Origin of the sequence: Rhodococcus sp. WAY2, from assembly GCF_009859915.1 — a bacterium.
Taxonomy (GTDB): domain Bacteria; phylum Actinomycetota; class Actinomycetes; order Mycobacteriales; family Mycobacteriaceae; genus Rhodococcus_F; species Rhodococcus_F oxybenzonivorans.
The window spans coordinates 5976007-5994628 of record NZ_CP046572.1 but is presented as its reverse complement, the minus strand read 5'-3'; the positions used below and the strand labels follow the sequence as shown (position 1 = coordinate 5994628).

At 66.1% G+C, this 18622-nt stretch carries 18 protein-coding genes; 6 read left to right on the top strand and 12 right to left on the bottom strand.

Going from position 1 to position 18622, the window contains the following annotated elements:
• Positions 1–65: 65 nt before the first annotated feature.
• The 3 genes from nirB to GFS60_RS26915 all read right to left on the bottom strand — a co-directional run bounded on the left by nirB (position 66) and on the right by GFS60_RS26915 (position 5410).
• A complete protein-coding gene (nirB, locus tag GFS60_RS26925) occupies positions 66–2576 on the bottom strand; it encodes a nitrite reductase large subunit NirB (protein ID WP_159925935.1) in 2511 nt (836 codons plus the stop codon).
• Positions 2577–2630: 54 nt separating this feature from the next.
• Positions 2631–4037, bottom strand: a complete 1407-nt coding sequence (locus tag GFS60_RS26920) for a nitrate/nitrite transporter (RefSeq protein WP_236603298.1) — start codon at positions 4035–4037, stop codon at positions 2631–2633.
• 89 nt (positions 4038–4126) lie between these two features.
• Positions 4127–5410 carry an MFS transporter gene (locus GFS60_RS26915; protein ID WP_159925931.1) on the bottom strand — a complete coding sequence of 428 codons (1284 nt, stop codon included), beginning with the start codon at positions 5408–5410 and terminating at the stop codon, positions 4127–4129.
• 11 nt (positions 5411–5421) lie between these two features.
• Here GFS60_RS26915 and GFS60_RS26910 point away from each other — a divergent pair, with 11 nt between their 5' ends.
• The gene (locus GFS60_RS26910) at positions 5422–6087 is read left to right on the top strand and encodes a FadR/GntR family transcriptional regulator (RefSeq protein ID WP_159925929.1); all 666 of its coding nucleotides are present in this window, start codon (positions 5422–5424) and stop codon (positions 6085–6087) included.
• A gap of 24 nt (positions 6088–6111) precedes the next feature.
• Here the strand turns inward: GFS60_RS26910 and GFS60_RS26905 are convergent, their stop codons facing one another.
• From GFS60_RS26905 to GFS60_RS26890, 4 genes are all read right to left on the bottom strand, one after another.
• Positions 6112–6966, bottom strand: coding sequence for a TIGR02569 family protein (locus tag GFS60_RS26905; RefSeq protein ID WP_109331219.1), 855 nt, complete (start codon positions 6964–6966; stop codon positions 6112–6114).
• A 66-nt stretch (positions 6967–7032) separates the two neighbouring features.
• The gene (moeZ, locus tag GFS60_RS26900; RefSeq protein WP_159925927.1) at positions 7033–8235 is read right to left on the bottom strand and encodes an adenylyltransferase/sulfurtransferase MoeZ; all 1203 of its coding nucleotides are present in this window, start codon (positions 8233–8235) and stop codon (positions 7033–7035) included.
• Between the two features lie 162 nt (positions 8236–8397).
• The gene (locus GFS60_RS26895) at positions 8398–9411 is read right to left on the bottom strand and encodes a DUF3152 domain-containing protein (protein ID WP_284707320.1); all 1014 of its coding nucleotides are present in this window, start codon (positions 9409–9411) and stop codon (positions 8398–8400) included.
• Between the two features lie 90 nt (positions 9412–9501).
• Entirely contained in the window at positions 9502–9678 is a 177-nt protein-coding gene (locus GFS60_RS26890; RefSeq protein ID WP_159925923.1) for a hypothetical protein, read from the bottom strand.
• 81 nt (positions 9679–9759) lie between these two features.
• Between GFS60_RS26890 and GFS60_RS26885 the strand changes: the two genes are divergently transcribed.
• Positions 9760–10431: a TetR/AcrR family transcriptional regulator gene (locus GFS60_RS26885; protein WP_109331224.1), complete on the top strand. Its 672-nt coding sequence runs from the start codon at positions 9760–9762 to the stop codon at positions 10429–10431.
• 63 nt (positions 10432–10494) lie between these two features.
• Here the strand turns inward: GFS60_RS26885 and GFS60_RS26880 are convergent, their stop codons facing one another.
• Complete coding sequence (locus GFS60_RS26880) at positions 10495–10725, bottom strand: DUF3107 domain-containing protein (RefSeq protein WP_109331225.1); 231 nt, start codon at positions 10723–10725, stop codon at positions 10495–10497.
• A 120-nt stretch (positions 10726–10845) separates the two neighbouring features.
• A complete protein-coding gene (locus GFS60_RS26875) occupies positions 10846–11526 on the bottom strand; it encodes a ferritin-like fold-containing protein (RefSeq protein WP_159925921.1) in 681 nt (226 codons plus the stop codon).
• Between the two features lie 324 nt (positions 11527–11850).
• Between GFS60_RS26875 and GFS60_RS26870 the strand changes: the two genes are divergently transcribed.
• The gene (locus GFS60_RS26870) at positions 11851–13443 is read left to right on the top strand and encodes a DEAD/DEAH box helicase (RefSeq protein WP_159925919.1); all 1593 of its coding nucleotides are present in this window, start codon (positions 11851–11853) and stop codon (positions 13441–13443) included.
• Between the two features lie 9 nt (positions 13444–13452).
• Positions 13453–14667, top strand: coding sequence for an Rv3212 family protein (locus GFS60_RS26865; RefSeq protein ID WP_159925917.1), 1215 nt, complete (start codon positions 13453–13455; stop codon positions 14665–14667).
• Here GFS60_RS26865 and GFS60_RS26860 read toward each other — a convergent pair.
• Both GFS60_RS26860 and GFS60_RS26855 read right to left on the bottom strand, forming a co-directional pair.
• On the bottom strand, positions 14659–15045 hold the full coding sequence (locus GFS60_RS26860; protein WP_159927574.1) for a VOC family protein: 387 nt from the start codon (positions 15043–15045) through the stop codon (positions 14659–14661). The genes GFS60_RS26865 and GFS60_RS26860 overlap by 9 nt on opposite strands.
• Before the next feature lie 94 nt (positions 15046–15139).
• The gene (locus GFS60_RS26855; protein WP_159925915.1) at positions 15140–16096 is read right to left on the bottom strand and encodes a GlxA family transcriptional regulator; all 957 of its coding nucleotides are present in this window, start codon (positions 16094–16096) and stop codon (positions 15140–15142) included.
• A gap of 100 nt (positions 16097–16196) precedes the next feature.
• Between GFS60_RS26855 and GFS60_RS26850 the strand changes: the two genes are divergently transcribed.
• Together GFS60_RS26850 and GFS60_RS26845 are read left to right on the top strand one after the other, a co-directional pair.
• On the top strand, positions 16197–17015 hold the full coding sequence (locus GFS60_RS26850) for an NAD(P)H-dependent oxidoreductase (RefSeq protein WP_159925913.1): 819 nt from the start codon (positions 16197–16199) through the stop codon (positions 17013–17015).
• A 7-nt stretch (positions 17016–17022) separates the two neighbouring features.
• Positions 17023–17853: an SDR family oxidoreductase gene (locus GFS60_RS26845; RefSeq protein WP_159925911.1), complete on the top strand. Its 831-nt coding sequence runs from the start codon at positions 17023–17025 to the stop codon at positions 17851–17853.
• Here GFS60_RS26845 and GFS60_RS26840 read toward each other — a convergent pair.
• A complete protein-coding gene (locus tag GFS60_RS26840; RefSeq protein ID WP_159925909.1) occupies positions 17825–18622 on the bottom strand; it encodes a ParA family protein in 798 nt (265 codons plus the stop codon). The two genes, GFS60_RS26845 and GFS60_RS26840, sit on opposite strands and share 29 nt — an antisense overlap.

Here is an 18622-nt window from a genome sequence, read left to right as displayed (position 1 = left end):
GGCTGGTGCATTTCCGTGTGGGGTACATACTTCGGGTCTGGTGTTTCCTGGGCGTTAAGACGGGATTACTCCGAGGTAGAAGCTGCGAATTTCGGCATTCCCATCAGCACGGGAACCTTCCGGACACCGGTCTCGTCGAAGGCGACGGTCGGATCGGCCTCCTCCGGCGCGTTGACGAACGACACGAATCGGGACAGCTTCTCCGGATCCTCGAGCACACCCGCCCATTCGTCCCGATATCCCTCGACGTGCTTGTCCATCGCTGCTTCGAGCTCGGCCGCGATGCCCAGGCTGTCCTCGCACACCACTGCCTTGAGGTGCTCGAGCCCGCCCTCCAGGGAATCCACCCACGGCGCCGTGCGCTGGAGGCGGTCCGCGGTGCGGATGTAGAACATGAGGTAGCGGTCGATGTAGCGGACCAGCGTCTCGTCGTCGAGTCCACCTGCGAGCAGCTGCGCGTGCTTCGGCGACTGACCGCCGTTACCGCCGACGTACAGGTTCCAGCCGTTCTCGGTGGCGATGACGCCGACGTCCTTGCCGCGCGCCTCGGCGCATTCGCGGGCACAACCCGAGACACCGAACTTGAGCTTGTGCGGCGACCGCAATCCGCGGTAGCGGTTCTCCAGGTCGACCGCCATGCCCACGGAGTCCTGGACTCCGTAGCGGCACCAGGTGGACCCGACACAGCTCTTCACGGTGCGCAGCGACTTGCCGTACGCCTGACCCGACTCCATGCCGGCGTCGACGAGGCGTTTCCAGATGGCAGGCAACTGCTCGACGCGGGCACCGAAGAGGTCAATGCGCTGACCACCGGTGACCTTGGTGTACAGACCGAAGTCGCGGGCCACCTCGCCGATGACGATGAGCTGCTCCGGCGTGCACTCGCCGCCGGGCATCCGCGGCACCACCGAGTAGGTGCCGTTCTTCTGAATGTTCGCCAGGAAGTGGTCGTTGGTGTCCTGCAGGCCGGCCTGGTTGCGGTGCAGGATGTGATCGGAATCGGTGGACGCGAGGATCGAGGCGACCACCGGCTTGCAGATGTCACATCCGGAACCCTTGCCGTACTTGGAAATCAGCGCGGAGAAGGTGCGGGTGTCGGTGGCCTGCACGATCTCGAAGAGTTCGGCACGCGACTGCTCGAAGTGCTCGCACAGCGCCTTCGACATCACCACGCCCGACGAAGCCAGCAACTGCTTGATGGTGGGAAGGCAGCCGCCACAGGTGGTTCCGGCGTTGGTGCAGCTCTTCACCTGCGCGATGTCGCAGGCGCCCTCCGCGATGGCCCCACAGATCGCGCCCTTCGTGACACCGTTGCAGGAGCACACCTCGGCGTCGTCGGGAAGCGACCCGGCACCTGGCTTCTCGCCAGCCGGGGAGATGAGGGACGCCGGATCACCCGGCAGTTCGCGGCCCACCAGCGGACGCAGCGACGCATACGCGGACGCATCGCCGACGAGAATGCCACCCAGCAGGGTTTTGGCGTCGTCCGACACGACGAGCTTGGCGTACGTGCCCTTCGCGGCGTCGTTGAGGACGACCTCGAGCGCGCCGGGGGTCTGCGCAAGGGCGTCACCGAAGCTGGCGACGTCCACACCCATCAACTTCAATTTGGTCGACAGATCGGCGCCCGGGAACTCGGCGTCTCCTCCGAGGAGGCGGTCCGCGACGATCTCCGCGGTGGTGTAACCGGGAGCGACGAGCCCGTAGCAGCGGCCCTCCACCGCGGCGCACTCCCCGACCGCATAAATGTTCTCGTCGGACGTACGGCACCCGAGGTCGGTGACAATTCCGCCGCGCTCGCCGACGTCGAGCCCCGCGTCGCGGGCCAGCTGATCCTGGGGCCGCACGCCGGCGGAGAAGACCAGAAGCCCTGCCTCGATGGTCGAACCGTCCGACAGTTCGACAGTGATGCCGTCGGGGCCTTCGGTGATTCCCGCGGTACCGACACCCGCGTGGACGGTGACGCCGAGGTCGGTGACGAGTTTGGCCAGCAGCGCTCCACCGCCCTCGTCGACCTGGAGCGGCATCAGCCGGGGTGCGAACTCGACCACGTGCGGGGTCATGCCCAGCAGCTTGAGTGCATTCGCTGCCTCGAGACCGAGCAGACCGCCGCCGACCACGACGCCGACAGCGCCGGGACCGGCCGCCTCCGCCCGGGCCCGGATACCGTCGAGGTCGTCGAGCGTGCGGTAGACGAAACACTCCGGCCGATCGTGGCCTGGGATCGGCGGAACGAACGGGTACGACCCCGTCGCCATGACCAGAGCGTCGTAGGCGACGACCTCCCCCGAATCGGTCGTGACCTTGCGCGACTCACGATCGATGGACGCGGCCCTGCGGCCGATCCGGAGGTCCACCAGGGCATCACCCTGGTAGTCGTTGCCCGCGAGCGCAAGCTCCTTGGGGTCCCACGCACCCACATAGGAGGAGAGGCCCACACGGTCGTACGCGGGGAGGGGCTCCTCGCAGAGCACCGTCACCGACCAGTCGTCCGACTCGTCGCGTGCGCGGAGCGCCTCGACGAAGCGGTGCCCGACCATTCCGTGCCCGATAACTACTGCTGACTTGCGGCTCATGCCGTCGCTCCTTCTAGCTGAAATACTCGAGTTCTTGCGGTAACTGCTCGTTGGTCACGCCGAGACGGAGACCTTCTCGTCGCCGTCGGTGACGGAGATGCCGCGAGCGATGGACGGGCGGCGCAGGAAGACGACCCAGGTGACGGCGATGCAGGCGATATAGAAGGCGAGGAACACCCAGAACGCCATGGTCGCCGACTTGGCAGACCCGCCGTAGGAGGCGCGCAGTACCAGGTTGATGCCGACACCGCCGAGGCCTCCGATAGCGCCCGCGAAACCGATGAGGGCTCCTGACATTGCACGCGACCAGGCCGCCTTGGCCTCCCGGCTCAGCCCGTCGAGGCCCTGCGCCTTGGCCTCGAAGATCGACGGAATCATCTTGTAGACGGAACCGTTGCCGATTCCTGCCAGCAGGATCAGGGCGATGAAGCCGAAGACGAAGGCCACCATCACGCCTGCCGTGGCGGCGCCGGGCGTGCCGTCGTCGATGGTGCCGGCGGTCACGAGCACGGAGGCGGCGAGCGCCATGGCAACGAAGGTGTACAGCGTGATCTTCCCGCCACCGATCCGGTCGGCGAGCTTGCCGCCCATCGGTCGCGCGATGGAGCCGAGCAGCGGACCGATGAAGGCGATCTGCGCCGCATGCAGTGCAGCCTGTGCGGGAGTCTCACCACCGGCGAGGAAGTTGATCTGCAGAACCTGGCCGAACGCGAAGCTGAACCCGATGAAGGATCCGAAGGTGCCGATGTAGAGGAAGCTGATGACCCACGAATCGGAGAACTTCAGCGCCTTGGCCATCGAGCGGAGATCGGACTTCTGGTTACCGAGGTTGTCCATGAACAGGGCGGCGCCGACCGCTGCCACCGCAATGAACACCAGGTAGACCGCACAGACGATCCACGGTTCCGTGTTGCCCACGGTGGCGATCACGAGAAGACCGACCAGCTGGATCATCGGGACACCGATGTTGCCGCCGCCCGCGTTGAGGCCGAGGGCCCAGCCCTTGAGCCGCTGCGGGTAGAAAGCGTTGATGTTGGTCATCGACGAAGCGAAGTTTCCGCCGCCGACTCCGGCGAGCGCGGCCACGAGCATGAAGGTCGTGTACGAGGCCCCGGGGTTCATCATCAGGTACAGGGTGAACAGCGTCGGGATCAGCAACACCAGGGCACTGAAGATGGTCCAGTTACGGCCGCCGAAGCGGGCCGTTGCCACGGTGTAGGGAATCCGGAGCACCGAGCCGACCAAAGTGGGAACAGCGACGAGAAAGAACTTGCCCGCCGCGTCGATGCCGTAGATATCGGTGGGCATGAACAGAACCATGACCGACCAGATCGACCAGACGGAGAAGCCGACGTGTTCGGCGACGACCGACCAGATCAGGTTCCGCTTGGCAATGTTCTTGTTGCCCGCCTCCCAGGCGTCGACGTCTTCTGCGTCCCAGTGCTCGATGTAATGCTTCACCCGGGCCTCCTCGTTGTGTGGGAGACCCAAAGGTAGAAAACGGGTGTTGCGGCGGTGCTGCGGTCGGTGACCGCAACGTCAACTGATCCTCACTTCCCGACGGAGTCGATGTGAGGTTTCGTGGACGTTTCCGCAGCGTGTCGACGAGCGTCCGAAACGCCGTTCCAGCTGTCCTCGAGCATCCGCGGCTTACAGGCCTGAGCTCCCGCTATGACGAGGATCACTACCGCGACGGTCAAGAATCCGAACGACAGCGCCCAGCCGTCGGTGGAATCGTGGAACACGCCGAACAGTAGCGGACCGAGACACGCGACGGCGTACCCCACACCCTGCGTGAAACCCGACAACGTCGCCGAGCCGAGGTGTGTGCGGGTGCGCAGATTGATGAGCGTCAGCGACATCGGGAAGGTACTGGGCCCGAGCCCGAGCAGCACCACCCACAGGACCGGGGCCGCCATCGGCGCGAACAGCAGGCCGGAGAAGGCCACGAGGTAACAGAGCGCGCAGCCGATCACCACCGGGAAGGGATTACGCATTCGTGCGCACAGAGTAGGAGCACCGAACGCGGACACGAGCCCCATGAAGGAGAAGAGACCCACCATCGCGCCACCGAACGCCTCGCTCGCACCGGCATCGGCGAGGACGTCCGGAATCCAGGTGAACATCGAATACGTGATCATCGACGTCATCCCGAACATTCCCGCCATCCCCCAGCCGACGGGTGATCGCCACGCCTTGCCGTGTGGCGTTCCCGGGGGAACACCGACAGCCGCTCCCGCCGGCGTGGAGGCTGCCCGGCGACGCGCCCGCGCCAGCACCACGGTCCACGGAAGTGCTGCCGCGAAACCGAGCACGGCCCACACACCGATCGAAGTACGCCAGCCGAAAGCCTCCGCGAGGGGGACCGCAACGAAGGCCGGGACGATGGTCCCGATCTGCACGCCGACGATATACACCGAACTCATCGCCGCCAGGGAGTCGGAGAAATAGCGCTTGACGAGCGGGGGAATGACAACATTGCCGATACCCATCCCCGCGAGCGCGAGCGCCGACAGCGCCAGCAACGACCACGTGTCGTTCACCAGCGCCCGGGTGAGCATTCCGACCCCGGCCATCAGCATGGCGACGAGCGCCGTCCGTTCCAGCCCCCACCGCTTGGCGACGAGCGGGGTGGTCAGGCCGAACAGCGCGAACATCGCCGTCGGCACCATCCCGAACACTCCGACGACGGTGGGTGAGAAGCCGATGTCCTCACGAATCTGAGACGCGAGAGGGCTGAACGACGTGACCGCCAACCTGAGGACGAGCGCAGACATGGCGATCGCGCAGAAGACGAGTAGGCGACCGCGCAGAAGTTTCACCTGAGAAATCATAGGATGACCGGATGACCTTTGGAAAACCGATTCGGCGTGCGAGCCTCATCTCGCAGGTCACCGAGCAGTTGCGGGAAGAGATCTGCAGCGGACGCTGGGCGGTCGGCGAGAAGATTCCGACCGAGACGGCGTTGTCGGAACTGACCGGAACGGGACGCAACACCGTCCGGGAAGCCGTCCAGGCGCTGGTCCATACCGGGCTGCTCGAACGGAGGCAGGGGTCGGGGACCTTCGTCGTCGCCACCTCCGATGTCGGCGGAACCCTCGGAAAGTACTTCGCCGGGGCCCACGAGCGCGACGTCCTGGAACTACGCCAGGCCCTCGACGTGACCGCCGCCACGCTCGCCGCCCGGCGGCGCACGCCCGAGGACGTCGCCCGCCTCGAGGATCTGCAGCGCGAACGCCGACGCCTGTGGGAGGAATCCGCGACGGATGCCGCGATCACAGCCGATGTCGCCCTGCACCGCGCGATCGTGGAAGCCAGTCACAACGCGGTGTACCTGGAGTTCTACGACTCGCTGCTGCCCGCTATCGAGCACACCGTGGATCAGCACGTGCACGCCACCGGTGAGGGATTACACAAGGAGCACGAACGCCTCGTGCGGGCCGTCATCGACGGAGACGCGCATCGCGCATCGCTCGCCGCGCGGGACCTCTTCGCCGAACTTCTCGACTAGCCGGGCCTCCTTCGGCACGTCCACTCAGAGCAGCAGTCGCACCACGTCGGCGGTACGGGCGAGTCCGGGGAAGGCTTCGGCCGTGGATCGGGGATGCAGCACATGGACGGCAAGACGGAACAGAACGGCACGCAACAGCATCTGCGGCCACTCGGGAAGGTCTTCCCAACGTCCGATCAGGGCCTCGTCCGCCCCACCCCAGGAGATGGCGTCCACGACGGCCACCGCGGCCGCCCACGCCGCGGGCCGCCAGTACGGGGTGATGTCGGTGATGCCGGGTGCCAGGGCACCCGAGAACAGCACGGTGCCGAACAGATCCCCGTGCACGAGCTGATCGGGGCTGATCACGGGTTTACGCAGAGTCGCCAGGCCGGTGATCAGTTCCAGGCTCTTGCGCCCGTCCGGCGACGGCGTTTCGAGTTGCTCGGCACCCTTCGCGCCGCGCAGGGGAATCTTCTCCCACGCGGCCCGATCGGCCGCCACGAAGACGTCGACCTCCGCCCACGGGGCGACGGGAGGCTGCACCAGGAATCGGGGACGCTCCAACTGGGACGTCGCGGCGTGCAGCCGGCCCGACATCGACACCACCTCGTCGTGCCGGGGTTCGGGCGTGCCCTCGATGAACGTGTCCGCACGCCACCCCGACACCACGTACCGGCCGTCGGTGGAACGCACCGGACGAGCGAGCCGCACCCCGTCCACTTCGAGGGTTTCCCGGACCTTGGCCGACCAGGCGGCACGGGCGTGGTCGGCGACGGCTGAGAGGACTACGTCTCCACAGAGCCACCCGCCGTCCCAGTCCGCACCGAGTGGAATGGGCTCGACTTCCCGGAGGCCGAACGTGGAGCACACGTGCTGAGGGGGTTGTCCTGTGCTCACGATGTCAACGCTACCGCCGGGTGACCCGGCGACCCCGGAAGGCGCGCTGACCAGGTGCCGCCGAAGTCAGTAGACAGGCAGGCTGGTGTCCACCTGCCTGGCCCACGCGATGACTCCACCCTGTAGATGTGTCGCGTCGGAGAAGCCCGCCTTCTTGAGGGCGGCCAGCGCTTCGGCCGAACGCACCCCGGTCTTGCAGTGCAGCACGATCGGCTTGTTCTGCGGCAGCTCGGCGAGAGCCTCCCCCGACAGGATGCGGTCCTTCGGGATCAGCACCGCGCCGGGCAGATGGACGATGTCCCATTCGACGGGTTCGCGCACATCGACGATCTGAATGTCCTTCCCCGCATCGAGAAGGTCCCGCAGCTCCGTCGCAGTGATGGTCGACCCTGCCGCTGCCGCCTGACCCTCGTCGGAGACGACGCCACAGAAGGCGTCGTAGTCGATCAGTTCGGTGATCGGCGTGCGTGCCGGGTCACGGCGAAGGGTGATCGTGCGATACGTCATGTCGAGCGCGTCGTAGACCATGAGCCTGCCGAGCAGCGATTCACCGATACCGGTGATCAGCTTCACCGCCTCGGTGGCCATGATCGACCCGATCGAGGCGCACAGCACCCCCAGCACTCCCCCTTCGGCGCACGACGGGACCATTCCGGGTGGCGGCGCCTCCGGGTACAAGTCGCGGTAATTGAGTCCGCGCCCATCCGGTGCGTCCTCCCAGAACACCGACGCCTGTCCCTCGAAACGGTAGATGGAACCCCACACGTACGGCTTGTGCGCCAGGACCGCGGCATCGTTGACCAGGTAGCGGGTGGCGAAGTTGTCGGTACCGTCGAGGATCAGGTCGTACTGACCGAACAGCTCCACCGCGTTGTCGGGTTCGAGCCGGAACTCGTGCAACCGGACGTCGACGTGTTCGTTGATTTCCTTGATGGACTCGCGGGCGCTTTCCGCCTTCGGCCTGCCCACGTCCGAGCGGCCGTGGATGACCTGACGTTGCAGATTGGACATGTCGACCTCGTCGAACTCCACGATCCCGAGGGTTCCGACACCTGCCGCGGCGAGATAGAGCAACGCCGGCGAGCCCAGGCCGCCCGCGCCGATGACGAGGACCTTGGCATTCTTCAGCCGCTTCTGCCCCGCCATGCCGACGTCGGGGATGATCAGGTGCCTGCTGTAGCGAGCCACCTCGTCACGCGAGAGTTCGGCGTCCGGCTCCACGAGCGGTGGCAGTGGCTGCGGGGTTTTTCCAGAACGGTCAAGCGACACGATCCACTCCTGACGATTGCACAACGGCTTCCGACTCCGTCGAGGCGCCTTGAGGACACCTCGACGGTGTCCTCAATGTCGACTCCTCGACGATGTCACTGTCAACACCCCGGCAACCCCCATTCTTCCCCCCGCCACGCCGGCGGGACACATGGGCTCAACTCAGCCACGCGGGAACGGCCAAGGATTGAAATGGCACGTCAGGCCATTCTTGGGCACTATGCCTTCGGGGTCGAGTTCGGCGATGTCGTTGTTGGAGGTGCCGAACGACTGCTGCATCATCACCGGGGCGAGACCGCCCTCCGTTTCACAGGGTTGGTGATCCTGGTAGCCGATGGCATGACCGACCTCGTGGTTGATCTGATACTGCCGATACGAACCGATGTCACCCTGGAAGGCGATGGCTCCGCGCACCCAGCGGGGTTCGTTGAGGAGGACACGGTCGATCCCGGGGTTGTAGCAGGACACCTCGAGCTGGATGTCGTATCCGCAGGCCTCCCTGATGGTCATCTGGGAGGTCAGGGACACGCGGAAGTCAGGGTCGCCCTGGTCTACCCGCCGGAACGCGAACCGTGGGTCCTTGGTCCAGCTCTTCGGGTTGGACAGGGTCTGGTCGACCATGCGCCCGAATGATTCGTCGCCCCCGAATCCCGAGGTGTCGACACCGTCCTCGATTTCGACGGAGTAGGTGAACTCCCGCTCGGTACCCTGTCCGACCTTGGGACCCGAGCCGGGCACCACCCGCCACGTGCGGGCCCCCGCAGTGGTGAACGGGCCGCCTTCCGGCAACGCTCCGGACGGCAGATCCGCCGCGAAGTTTCCATCCGCCTCGGGAGGCACTCCGATGACGCTCGAGCCGTCCGTGTCCCGGGACAGCGTCCCGAATCCGGGACTGTCGGTGCTCGCTGCCGAGTCTCCGGCGCCAGTGCCGCGCACCGCGTCGACCACGACGAAGATCGTGACCACGAACAGGATCGGTATCGCATAGGCGCGCCACCCATAGGTGGAGACGAATCGGCCCACCCTGCTCTGTTTCCGAACCTGCCGTTCCGGCCGCGGGGTCCGGGGTTTGGTGACGTCCCCGGTGATCGGATCCCACTGCGCACGGAGAGGTTGATGGGATTGCGCCCGGGAAGTGGACCGAGAGGCACCGGGTGCGGCGGCACGCTGATTCAGGCTGCGCGATTGCCACTCCCCGTGATCGGAGCTCTCGGGAGCCCTGCCGCGCACGCGCGGTCCTCCTCGGTCAGTCACGACGCCAGAATCTCACAGTCCGGCATCAGCTCGTCCCAGCCGTCCACCGATGTCCTCTTCGGCGTGTCCGCCCCGGACCACCCGCAACACTGGGGCAACCCGTGCCAGCTGGTATGGCCGCGAGCGGGGATCCGGGCAGTTACCGGTCAGGCAATATTGCAGTCGGACATCGACCTGTGAGTCCACCATGAACGGATTCCTACGCGCGGGTATCGTTCACACAGTTACACAGAATGTGACGCGGAATACTTGTGCAGATTGGAAAGCGCTATGACTGAACTCGCAGATCGGACGAACTCCGATCGCGACGCCACCACCGGAAAGGGTAACGGGCCGCGGCGCAGTACGCGTCTCCCCCGCGACGCCCGGCGACTGCAGCTACTCGCTGCAGCCAGCGAGGTCTTCGTCACGCGCGGGTACCACGCTGCCGGTATGGACGAGATCGCGGAGTGCGCCGGTGTGAGCAAGCCCGTCCTCTACCAGCACTTTCCCGGCAAGCTCGAGTTGTATGTCGCCGTTCTGCAGAGCTATGTCGACAGCCTGATCTCGGGTGTCCGTCAGGCATTGCGATCGACCACCGACAACAAGCAGCGCGTCCGTGCGGCGGTCCAGGCGTTCTTCGACTTCGTCGACAACGATTCGCAGGGCTTCCGGTTGGTGTTCGAGTCGGACCTGATGGGAGAACCTCAGGTTCAGAGCCGTGTCGAGCAGGCCACCGAGGCGTGCGTCGACGCCGTCTTCGACCTCGTCAGTCACGACTCCGGTCTCGATCCCTATCGCGCCCGCATCCTGGCCGTGGGATTGGTCGGCGCAAGTCAGTTCACGGCGCGCTACTGGCTCGAAGCGGCGCGTCCCATTCCCAAGGAAGAAGCGGTCGACACCACCGTCACCCTGGCGTGGGGTGGTCTGTCCCGCGTGCCGCTGCATCCTGAGCAGCGCTAGAACCTCGGTATACGAGAAAGGGCCCGCAGCCGGTTACGGCTGCGGGCCCTTTCTCATACACCGTCACGCAGTGGGGGCGAACCCGACCTTGCGGATATCCGACGGACCGATCTCCACGTACGCGATCTTCGCCGCCTGGATGAGGAACTTGCGTCCCTTGTCGTCCTGCAGGGACAGGATCCCGTCACCGCCACCGAGGGCGCCCGAGACCAATGTCTCGACCTCGTCCGGGGTCTGCTCGCTGCTGACGATGAGCTCACGTGGGCTGTCGATTACACCGATCTTGACCTCCACGGTCAACCTCCGAACTCTCCGAGAAACATCAGCTGTCCTGGCCAGGCTAATGCAGTCGGCCCCGCCGGGGCGCGCAGGTGCGCTGTGCCCTGAGCGAACAGGCCGCCCGCACGGGCGATGTCACACGAGACCGAGCACCGCCATGCGCTCGGCGTGCATCTTCTGCATGCGGTCGAACAGGGCGACGACACCATTGAGGTCTCCCGACGCGGAGATCACGAGATCGGTCAGCGCCTCGCGCTGCGCCAACACGAATTGCGCCTGCGTGATCGCTTCACCGAGCAGACGCCGGCCCCACAGCATGAGGCGGTCCTTGTCCCGGTTGCTGGCGGCGATCGCCCGCTGCACCTCGTGCACGACGAACTCCGAGTGGCCCGTCTGCGACAGCACTTCTTCGACGGTTCCGGCCGCCTCGGCGGGCAGGGAATGGCCGATTTCGCGGTAGAAGTCGGCGGCGATTCCGTCACCGACATAGGCCTTGACGAGCGCCTCGAGCCAGGTGGAGGGCGTCGTCGAGGCGTGGTAGTTGTCCAACGCGCGCACGAACGGGTCCATGGCTTCGTAGATGTCGAATCCGCGCGCGGTCAACGCGTGCTCGAGCATTTCGAAATGGCCCATTTCGGCGGCTGCCATGCTGGCGAGCGCGACCTTGCCCTCGAGGGTTCGCGCCATCTGCGCGTCCTCGGACAAGCGGTAGAAGGCGGAGATCTCGCCGTATGCAAGGACCGCGAAGAGTTCGCTGACACCGGGATGATCAGCGGGAATGGTCGAGTTCGACGAGGCAGGGGTGTTGGGCTCCATGGCGCCCCAGCCTAGTGCGTCGGGGAGTGACATTCCCCATGAGCAACCGGCGAGCGGGCGTTGTCCGGCTACAATGATGGTGGATAACCGCTCGTCGCCACGTTCGTCACCATCGAACGCCGGTCCGGCAATGATCGCGTTCACGATGTGATCAGCGGTTCTCCACCGATAATGTGCGCGCACCTGATCGACGGTCCCAGCCGCGCCTCGCCGAAATTCTGCGAATTTCCGCGCTGAGGCAGAGGCAGGATCACTCGGAAGAGGACCTCGACAAGCGTCGACTGGGAAATCGGGCCGAACAGCGGCCTGGCCCTTACCTCGTGCGTGCGTGCAGCTACGAGGAAGGCTAGTCCCCTGAGCAAGATCACTGTCGACCATGAAGACGACGCGACCGAGACCACGCTGTCTGCGCAACTCGACTCCACTCACGTTGCTCCCACCTTCGCTGAACTCGGTGTTCGTGACGAAATCGTCCGGGCTCTCGACGAGCAGGGCATCGAGCGCACGTTCGCCATCCAGGAACTGACCCTGCCGCTCGCCCTCGCAGGCGACGACCTGATCGGTCAGGCCCGCACGGGCATGGGAAAGACCTTCGGTTTCGGTGTCCCGCTGCTCCACCGCATCTCCAGTGGCACCACTGGAACGGCCAAGCTCGACGGCACCCCCCGGGCACTGGTCATCGTGCCGACCCGCGAGCTGTGCATCCAGGTCACCAAGGACCTCGACAACGCGGCGAAGTACCTGAAGGGCGAGAAGAACAAGCTCGAGGTCCTCGCCATCTACGGTGGCCGCCCTTACGAAACGCAGATTGCGACGCTTCAGAAGGGCGCCGACGTCGTCGTGGGCACCCCGGGCCGCCTGCTCGACCTCGCCAACCAGGGTCATCTGATCCTGGGCAAGGTCGAGGTCCTCGTTCTCGACGAGGCCGACGAGATGCTCGACCTGGGCTTCCTGCCCGACATCGAGCGCATCCTCGGGATGGTGCCGGACAAGCGTCAGACGATGCTGTTCTCGGCGACCATGCCGGGCCCGATCATCACGCTGGCCCGCACGTTCCTCACCCAGCCGACGCACATCCGCGCCGAGCAGGCCGACGACTCTGCGGTGCACGACCGGACCAGCCAGCACATCTACCGGGCGCACGCGCTCGACAAGGCGGAGATGGTGGCCCGCGTGCTCCAGGCTGACGGCCGCGGCGCGACGATGATCTTCACCCGCACCAAGCGCACCGCCCAGAAGGTCGCCGACGACCTCGCCGAGCGCGGTTTTTCGGTGGGCTCCGTCCACGGCGACCTCAATCAGGTCGCTCGCGAGAAGGCGCTGAAGGCGTTCCGCACGGGCAAGATCGATGTCCTCGTCGCCACCGATGTCGCCGCCCGCGGTATCGACATCGACGACGTCACCCACGTCATCAACTACCAGTGCCCGGAGGACGAGAAGACGTACGTCCACCGGATCGGCCGCACCGGCCGGGCGGGCCGCACCGGCATCGCGGTCACCCTGGTGGACTGGGACGACATTCCGCGGTGGCAGCTCATCGACAAAGCCCTGGGCCTCGACATCCCCGACCCCGTCGAGACCTACTCCAGCTCACCCCACCTGTACGAAGAGCTGTCGATCCCGGCGGAGGCGACCGGCTCGGTGAAGGCGGCTCCGGTGGCGAAAGCCGAGAAGCCCGCGCCCGTCGAGGACGGCGACATCACCGAGCGGGCTCCTCGCCCGACTCGCACCCGTACCCGGCGCCGCACACGGGGTGGGCATCCTGCCGACAGCGTCGGCCCCAAGTCGGTCACAGCTGAGACGACGGCCCCCGAATCCGCTGCTTCCGGTGACACCGAGGGTGACGGTGCATCCACGCCGCGCCGTCGTCGTCGCCGCCGGACCTCGAAGGTCGGCGCCACGACGAACGCGGAGTAAACCACTACTGTGCTCGCACCTGAGCGGCGCTCGCGCGCCGATCTCGCCGTCGCGGCCGGAATCGCCCTGATCGTGACGGTCGCCCTGATGGTCGTGTGGTTCCGTAGCGACGCCCGGGGCACCACTTCGGTGACGGCGGCCGAGCCGCCCTCTGCACTCGTCACGGCTCTGGCCGTGCCCGAGACTCTCGATTCGCTGTGGGAAGCGTCGAGCCCCGTCACCACTGCACCTCTCGTCGTCGCCGGCGCCGTGGTGACCGCGGACGGTGGTGACGTCGTCGGACGTGACCGTACGTCCGGTGATGAGCTGTGGCGGTACTCCCGGGATCGTGAGCTGTGCGGTGTGACCGCCTCGTGGGACAAAGTCGTGGCGGTCTACCGCGACGAGCGAGGGTGCTCTCAGGTGACGGAACTCGAGGGCGGCACCGGTGCCCGGGTAGCGCAGCGTTCGAGTGACGCCGACCCCGAGGTGATGTTGTCGGCGGATGGAACCTATGTCACCTCGCGTGGGAACAGCCGCCTCGAGCTGTGGCGCTCCGATTTGGTGCGCACCGTCGAATACGGCCGCGTCGGCGCACCCGTCAACCCCGGTAAACAGCCTCGCAGCGGATGCACGTTGCTCGACGTCGGTTCCAGCAGCAGCCGGCTCGCCGTGCTCGAGCGTTGCCCCGGCGAGGAGGGTGACCGACTGACCGTCATGAACCCGTCACCGAAGGACAATCAAGAGCCCGAAGAGTACGGGTCCAGCGTCCTCGCGGGCGTCGAGGCAGGGGTCGAGGGTGCTCGGGTTCTCGGCGTGTCCGGTGAAACCATTGCCGCCTATCTACCCGGCGGGAAGTCCACCGGTCCGCGGATCGGTCTGTTCGACGGCACCGGCAACGCCGTCTCCGAGTACCCTCTCACCACGGCAGTCGGGCCCGATTCGGTCACTGCGGCAAGCAGTTCCGTCATCACGTGGTGGACGGGTTCCGATGTCGTGACTTTGGGCGCCACCGATCTCGCGCCACGGTGGAGCTTTCCCGGCGCCCTGGGTCCCGGGGCCGTCATGGCGGGCAGCCTCCTCGTCCCGGTCGACGACGGGATCGCCGTTCTCGACCTGTCGACGGGTGCACGGCTGAGAACCATTCCGGTCGAACGCGATCCCGGTACGGGACCGATCACCACCGCTGTGGCGGGCGACCTCGTCATCGAGCAACGTGGCGACCGGATCACCGTCCTACGCTGACGGGGTGGAGGATTCCGCGATCACAACAAGGTAGCCGTCGAGGTCACGCAACCAGATTTCCCGGTGGCCCGCATTGGGATTGAAGTGAACGTCGGTGACGACGTCGGCATCCGAATCCCGTATTCGTGTCAGCACATCGTCGAAGTCACCGGCCTCGAACCAGATCGCCACCCCGTTACCCCTCGGCAGCGCCGGGTCACACAGCGCGCCGTGATGGTGGCCGAGGTCGATCCTGTGCAATTGCAGGATCAGAACTCCGTCGACGAGAAGTTGCTCGTACTCGCATCCCCCGTGGCCGCTCACCGCTCCGAGGACGTGGCAATACCAGTCGGCGGCCCGTTCGACGTCGGCTACGGAGACGAGCGGTTGCGCCCGCATCTTCGGGATCGTGCTCGGTGGCGTCATGCCTGCGACGGTAACGTGGCCGAACCCCAGGGGCTTGGACGAATGAGCACACACACGACGCGTCCGGTCAGCGGAAGGTGGCACGGTAGGCAGTTGGGGACACCCCGAGCGTGCGGCCCAGATGCTGCCGCAGGGAGGTGGCGGTGCCGAAACCTGATGCGTCCGCGACCTCGTCGACCGGCAGGTCGGTGTTCTCCAGCAATTCCCGGGCGCGGTTGATGCGCTGCTCGACGAGCCACCGGGTCGGAGACATGCCTGTTTCCCTGCGGAATTTCCGCGTGAACGTGCGCACGCTCATCGACTCCTGCGCAGCGAGTTCGCGCAGGGACACTGGTTGGTCGAGTCGGGACAACGCCCAGGCCCGCGCAGCCGAAGTCGAGGTGGTGCCGGTCTCCGGAACGGGTTCGGTGATGAACTGGGCTTGACCCCCGCTCCGATGCGGCGGCACCACGGTGCCCCTGGCCACCTCGTTCGCTGTCGACGCCCCGTGGTCGCACCGAATCATGTAGAGACACAGATCGATTCCCGACGCCACACCCGCCGCGGTGAGCACCTCGCCGTCGTGGGTATAGAGCACCCCGGGGTCGAGATCGACGTCGGGATAGAGCCGCCGGAACGCGTCGGCCGATTTCCAGTGCGTGGTCGCGCGGCGGTTGTGCAGCAGGCCGGCGGCCGCGAGAACGAACGATCCCGTGCAAATCGACGCGACACGGGTGCCGGGACGGATTCGCGCGAACACGTCGGCCAGCGGACGTGGCAGTTTCCCGTCCTCGGGAGGAGCGTAATCCTGCTCCGACGCCGGGACGACCACGGTGTCGGCGGTATCGAGCAGTTCTGGTCCGTGTGTCACCGAGAGCGTGACGTCGGTGTCGGTACGGATGTTTCCGGGGGCGAGCGCGCAGGTCCGGACCTCGTACAGCCGCTCACCCTCCGCTGTCCTCGCCTCACCGAACAGTCGGTGGACGATCCCGAATTCGATCGGGAGGACACCATCGCGCACGAATACGACGACACGGTGAGCCATGGCCCGATTCTTTCACATAGTGGCTGCCCGGCCACTGTTGGTGCGCTCGCGTCCGGTGAACACTCGACAAAGACGAGGAACCCGACACGAAGGGGTGCTGATGAGAATTTTGTGGGTATCCGCTCATCCCGAACCCAGGTCGCTGAACGCCGCACTGCGGAAGGTGGCGCTTCGAACCCTGACGGTCGACGGGCACGAGGTCCGGTCGTCCGATCTCTACGCGATGGACTGGAATCCCGTGGTGACGGCAGCAGACTTCCGCCACGAGCACGATCGACGCCTCCATATCGGGCAGCGCTCACGCCAGGCGCTCGAGCAGGGGACACTGGCCGCCGACATTCTCGCCGAGCAGCGCAAACTGGACTGGGCCGACGCACTCGTCGTTCAGTTCCCGCTCTGGTGGTACGGGATGCCGGCCATCCTCAAGGGATGGTTCGATCGGGTCTTCGTGGAGGGGTACGGCTACGGAGTGCGAGGGGCGGACGGTTCGACGCGGCGATACGGCGATGGAATGCTTGCCGGCAAGCGGGCCCTGACGGTGGTGAGCTTCGGCGGTAGCGCGGACAGTGTCGGGCCGCGCGGCATCAACGGAGCAATGGACGAATTGTTGTTCCCTATCCAGCACGGGATCTTCTGGTACACGGGCATGTCGGTGATGCCACCGTTCCTCGTCGACAGTGCCGACCGGCTCGCCGAGGAGCAATTCGGCCAGGTAGCGGCGCGTCTCGAGCGACATCTCGCCGGCTTGTTCACGAACCGACCGATTGCCTTCCGCTCCCAGAACGGTGGCGACTACGACTCCCGATTCGTGTTGCGCGCCGATCGCTCTCCCGGAACCACGGGATTCCGGGCTCACTATGGCGAAGTGACACGATCCGAGCAGAACTCCCACCCTCGCCAGACCTGTAACGTGTTCTAATTCTTCAATGGCAACCTACGTGATCACGGGCGCCGCGTCAGGCATCGGCGCCGCCACCGGTCAGCTACTCACCTCTGCCGGTCACACCGTCATCGGTGTCGACCTCGCGAACACCGACGTCGTCGCCGACCTGTCGACCCCGGAAGGCCGGTCTGCGGCGGTGGCGGCAGTAACCGAGGTCAGCGAAGGAGTCGTGCACGGGCTCGTGTGCTGTGCGGGACTCGGACCGCTCTCCCACGCTCCCGGCGGGACACTCGTCGCTGTCAACTACTTCGGCGCTGTCGACCTCGCCACCGGACTGCGGCCGGCGCTCGAGCGGGCCGAGGGTGCGTCGGTGGTCCTGATCTCGTCGAGCAGCACTACCACCCAACCGGGCATCCCGGAACACCTCGTAGCCGCATGCCTCGATGGCGACGAGGCCAGAGCCCTGGAACTCGGGGACGAGGCCACCGCCATTCCGGCATACCCGGCGTCCAAGCTGGCGCTGGCCTGGTGGGTCCGGCGCGAAGCCGTCCGCGCCGAATGGGTCGGGCGGAAAATCCGCCTCAACACGGTTGCACCCGGGATGATCGACACACCGATGACGAACGGACCCGACCTCGACCCCGAGCTGGCGAAAGCCCTGGATTTCTACCCCGTACCACTGGGACGCCGCGGTCGGCCCGAGGAGATCGCAGCCGTGGTCGAGTTCCTGATGGGACCGGGCTCCACACTCCTCTGCGGAAGTGTCGTTTTCGCCGACGGCGGCACCGATGCACTACTCCGGCAACAGGATTGGCCCGCGGCCTGGAACCCGACCCCTGAGGACCTTACTCGGCACTTCCAGTCGAGAACGTGACCAGCTCGGACCCGGCCCAGTGCTTCGCCAGGTTGTCCGCCAGGTCGCGATAGGCCTGCGCACCCTTGTTCTTGCGCCCTGCCAGAACGGTGGCGCCGGACGCCGTCGCCTCCGCGAACCGGACGGTCCGCGGAATCGGCGGCGACAGGACCGGCAGATCGTATCTGTCGGACACATCGGACAGTACGTCGCGACTGTGCGTCGTCCGGGCGTCGTAGAGCGTGGGCAGCGCACCGAGCAGCACGAGGTCGGGGTTGGTGATCTGCTGGACCTCCCGGACCGTCCGCAGCAGCTGGCCCACACCGCGATGGGCGAGCGTTTCACATTGCAGCGGGACCAGCACCGATTGTGAAGCAGTGAGACCGTTGAGCGTGAGCACCCCGAGCGACGGCGGGCAGTCGATGATGACGGTGTCGTAGTCGTCCAGAAGCGATGCCAGAGCGCGCTTGAGGGCGAACTCGCGGCCGGGCCGCATCAGGAGCAACGCTTCCGCACCGGCCAGGTCGATCGTGGCAGGAAGCAGATCGACACCGTCCTCGGTGGGGATCACGGCATCCTTCGCAGCAAGATCGCCGGTCAGCACCTCATGGACCGAGGCCTCGAGACGGTCAGGATTGTGGCCCAGGGAGAAGGTCAGACATCCCTGCGGATCGAGATCGACCACCAAGACTTTGTTGCCCAGCGCAACGAGCGCCGCACCCAGAGAAGCGACGGTGGTGGTCTTGGCGACCCCACCCTTCTGATTTGCCACTGCAAGAACCGTTGTCAC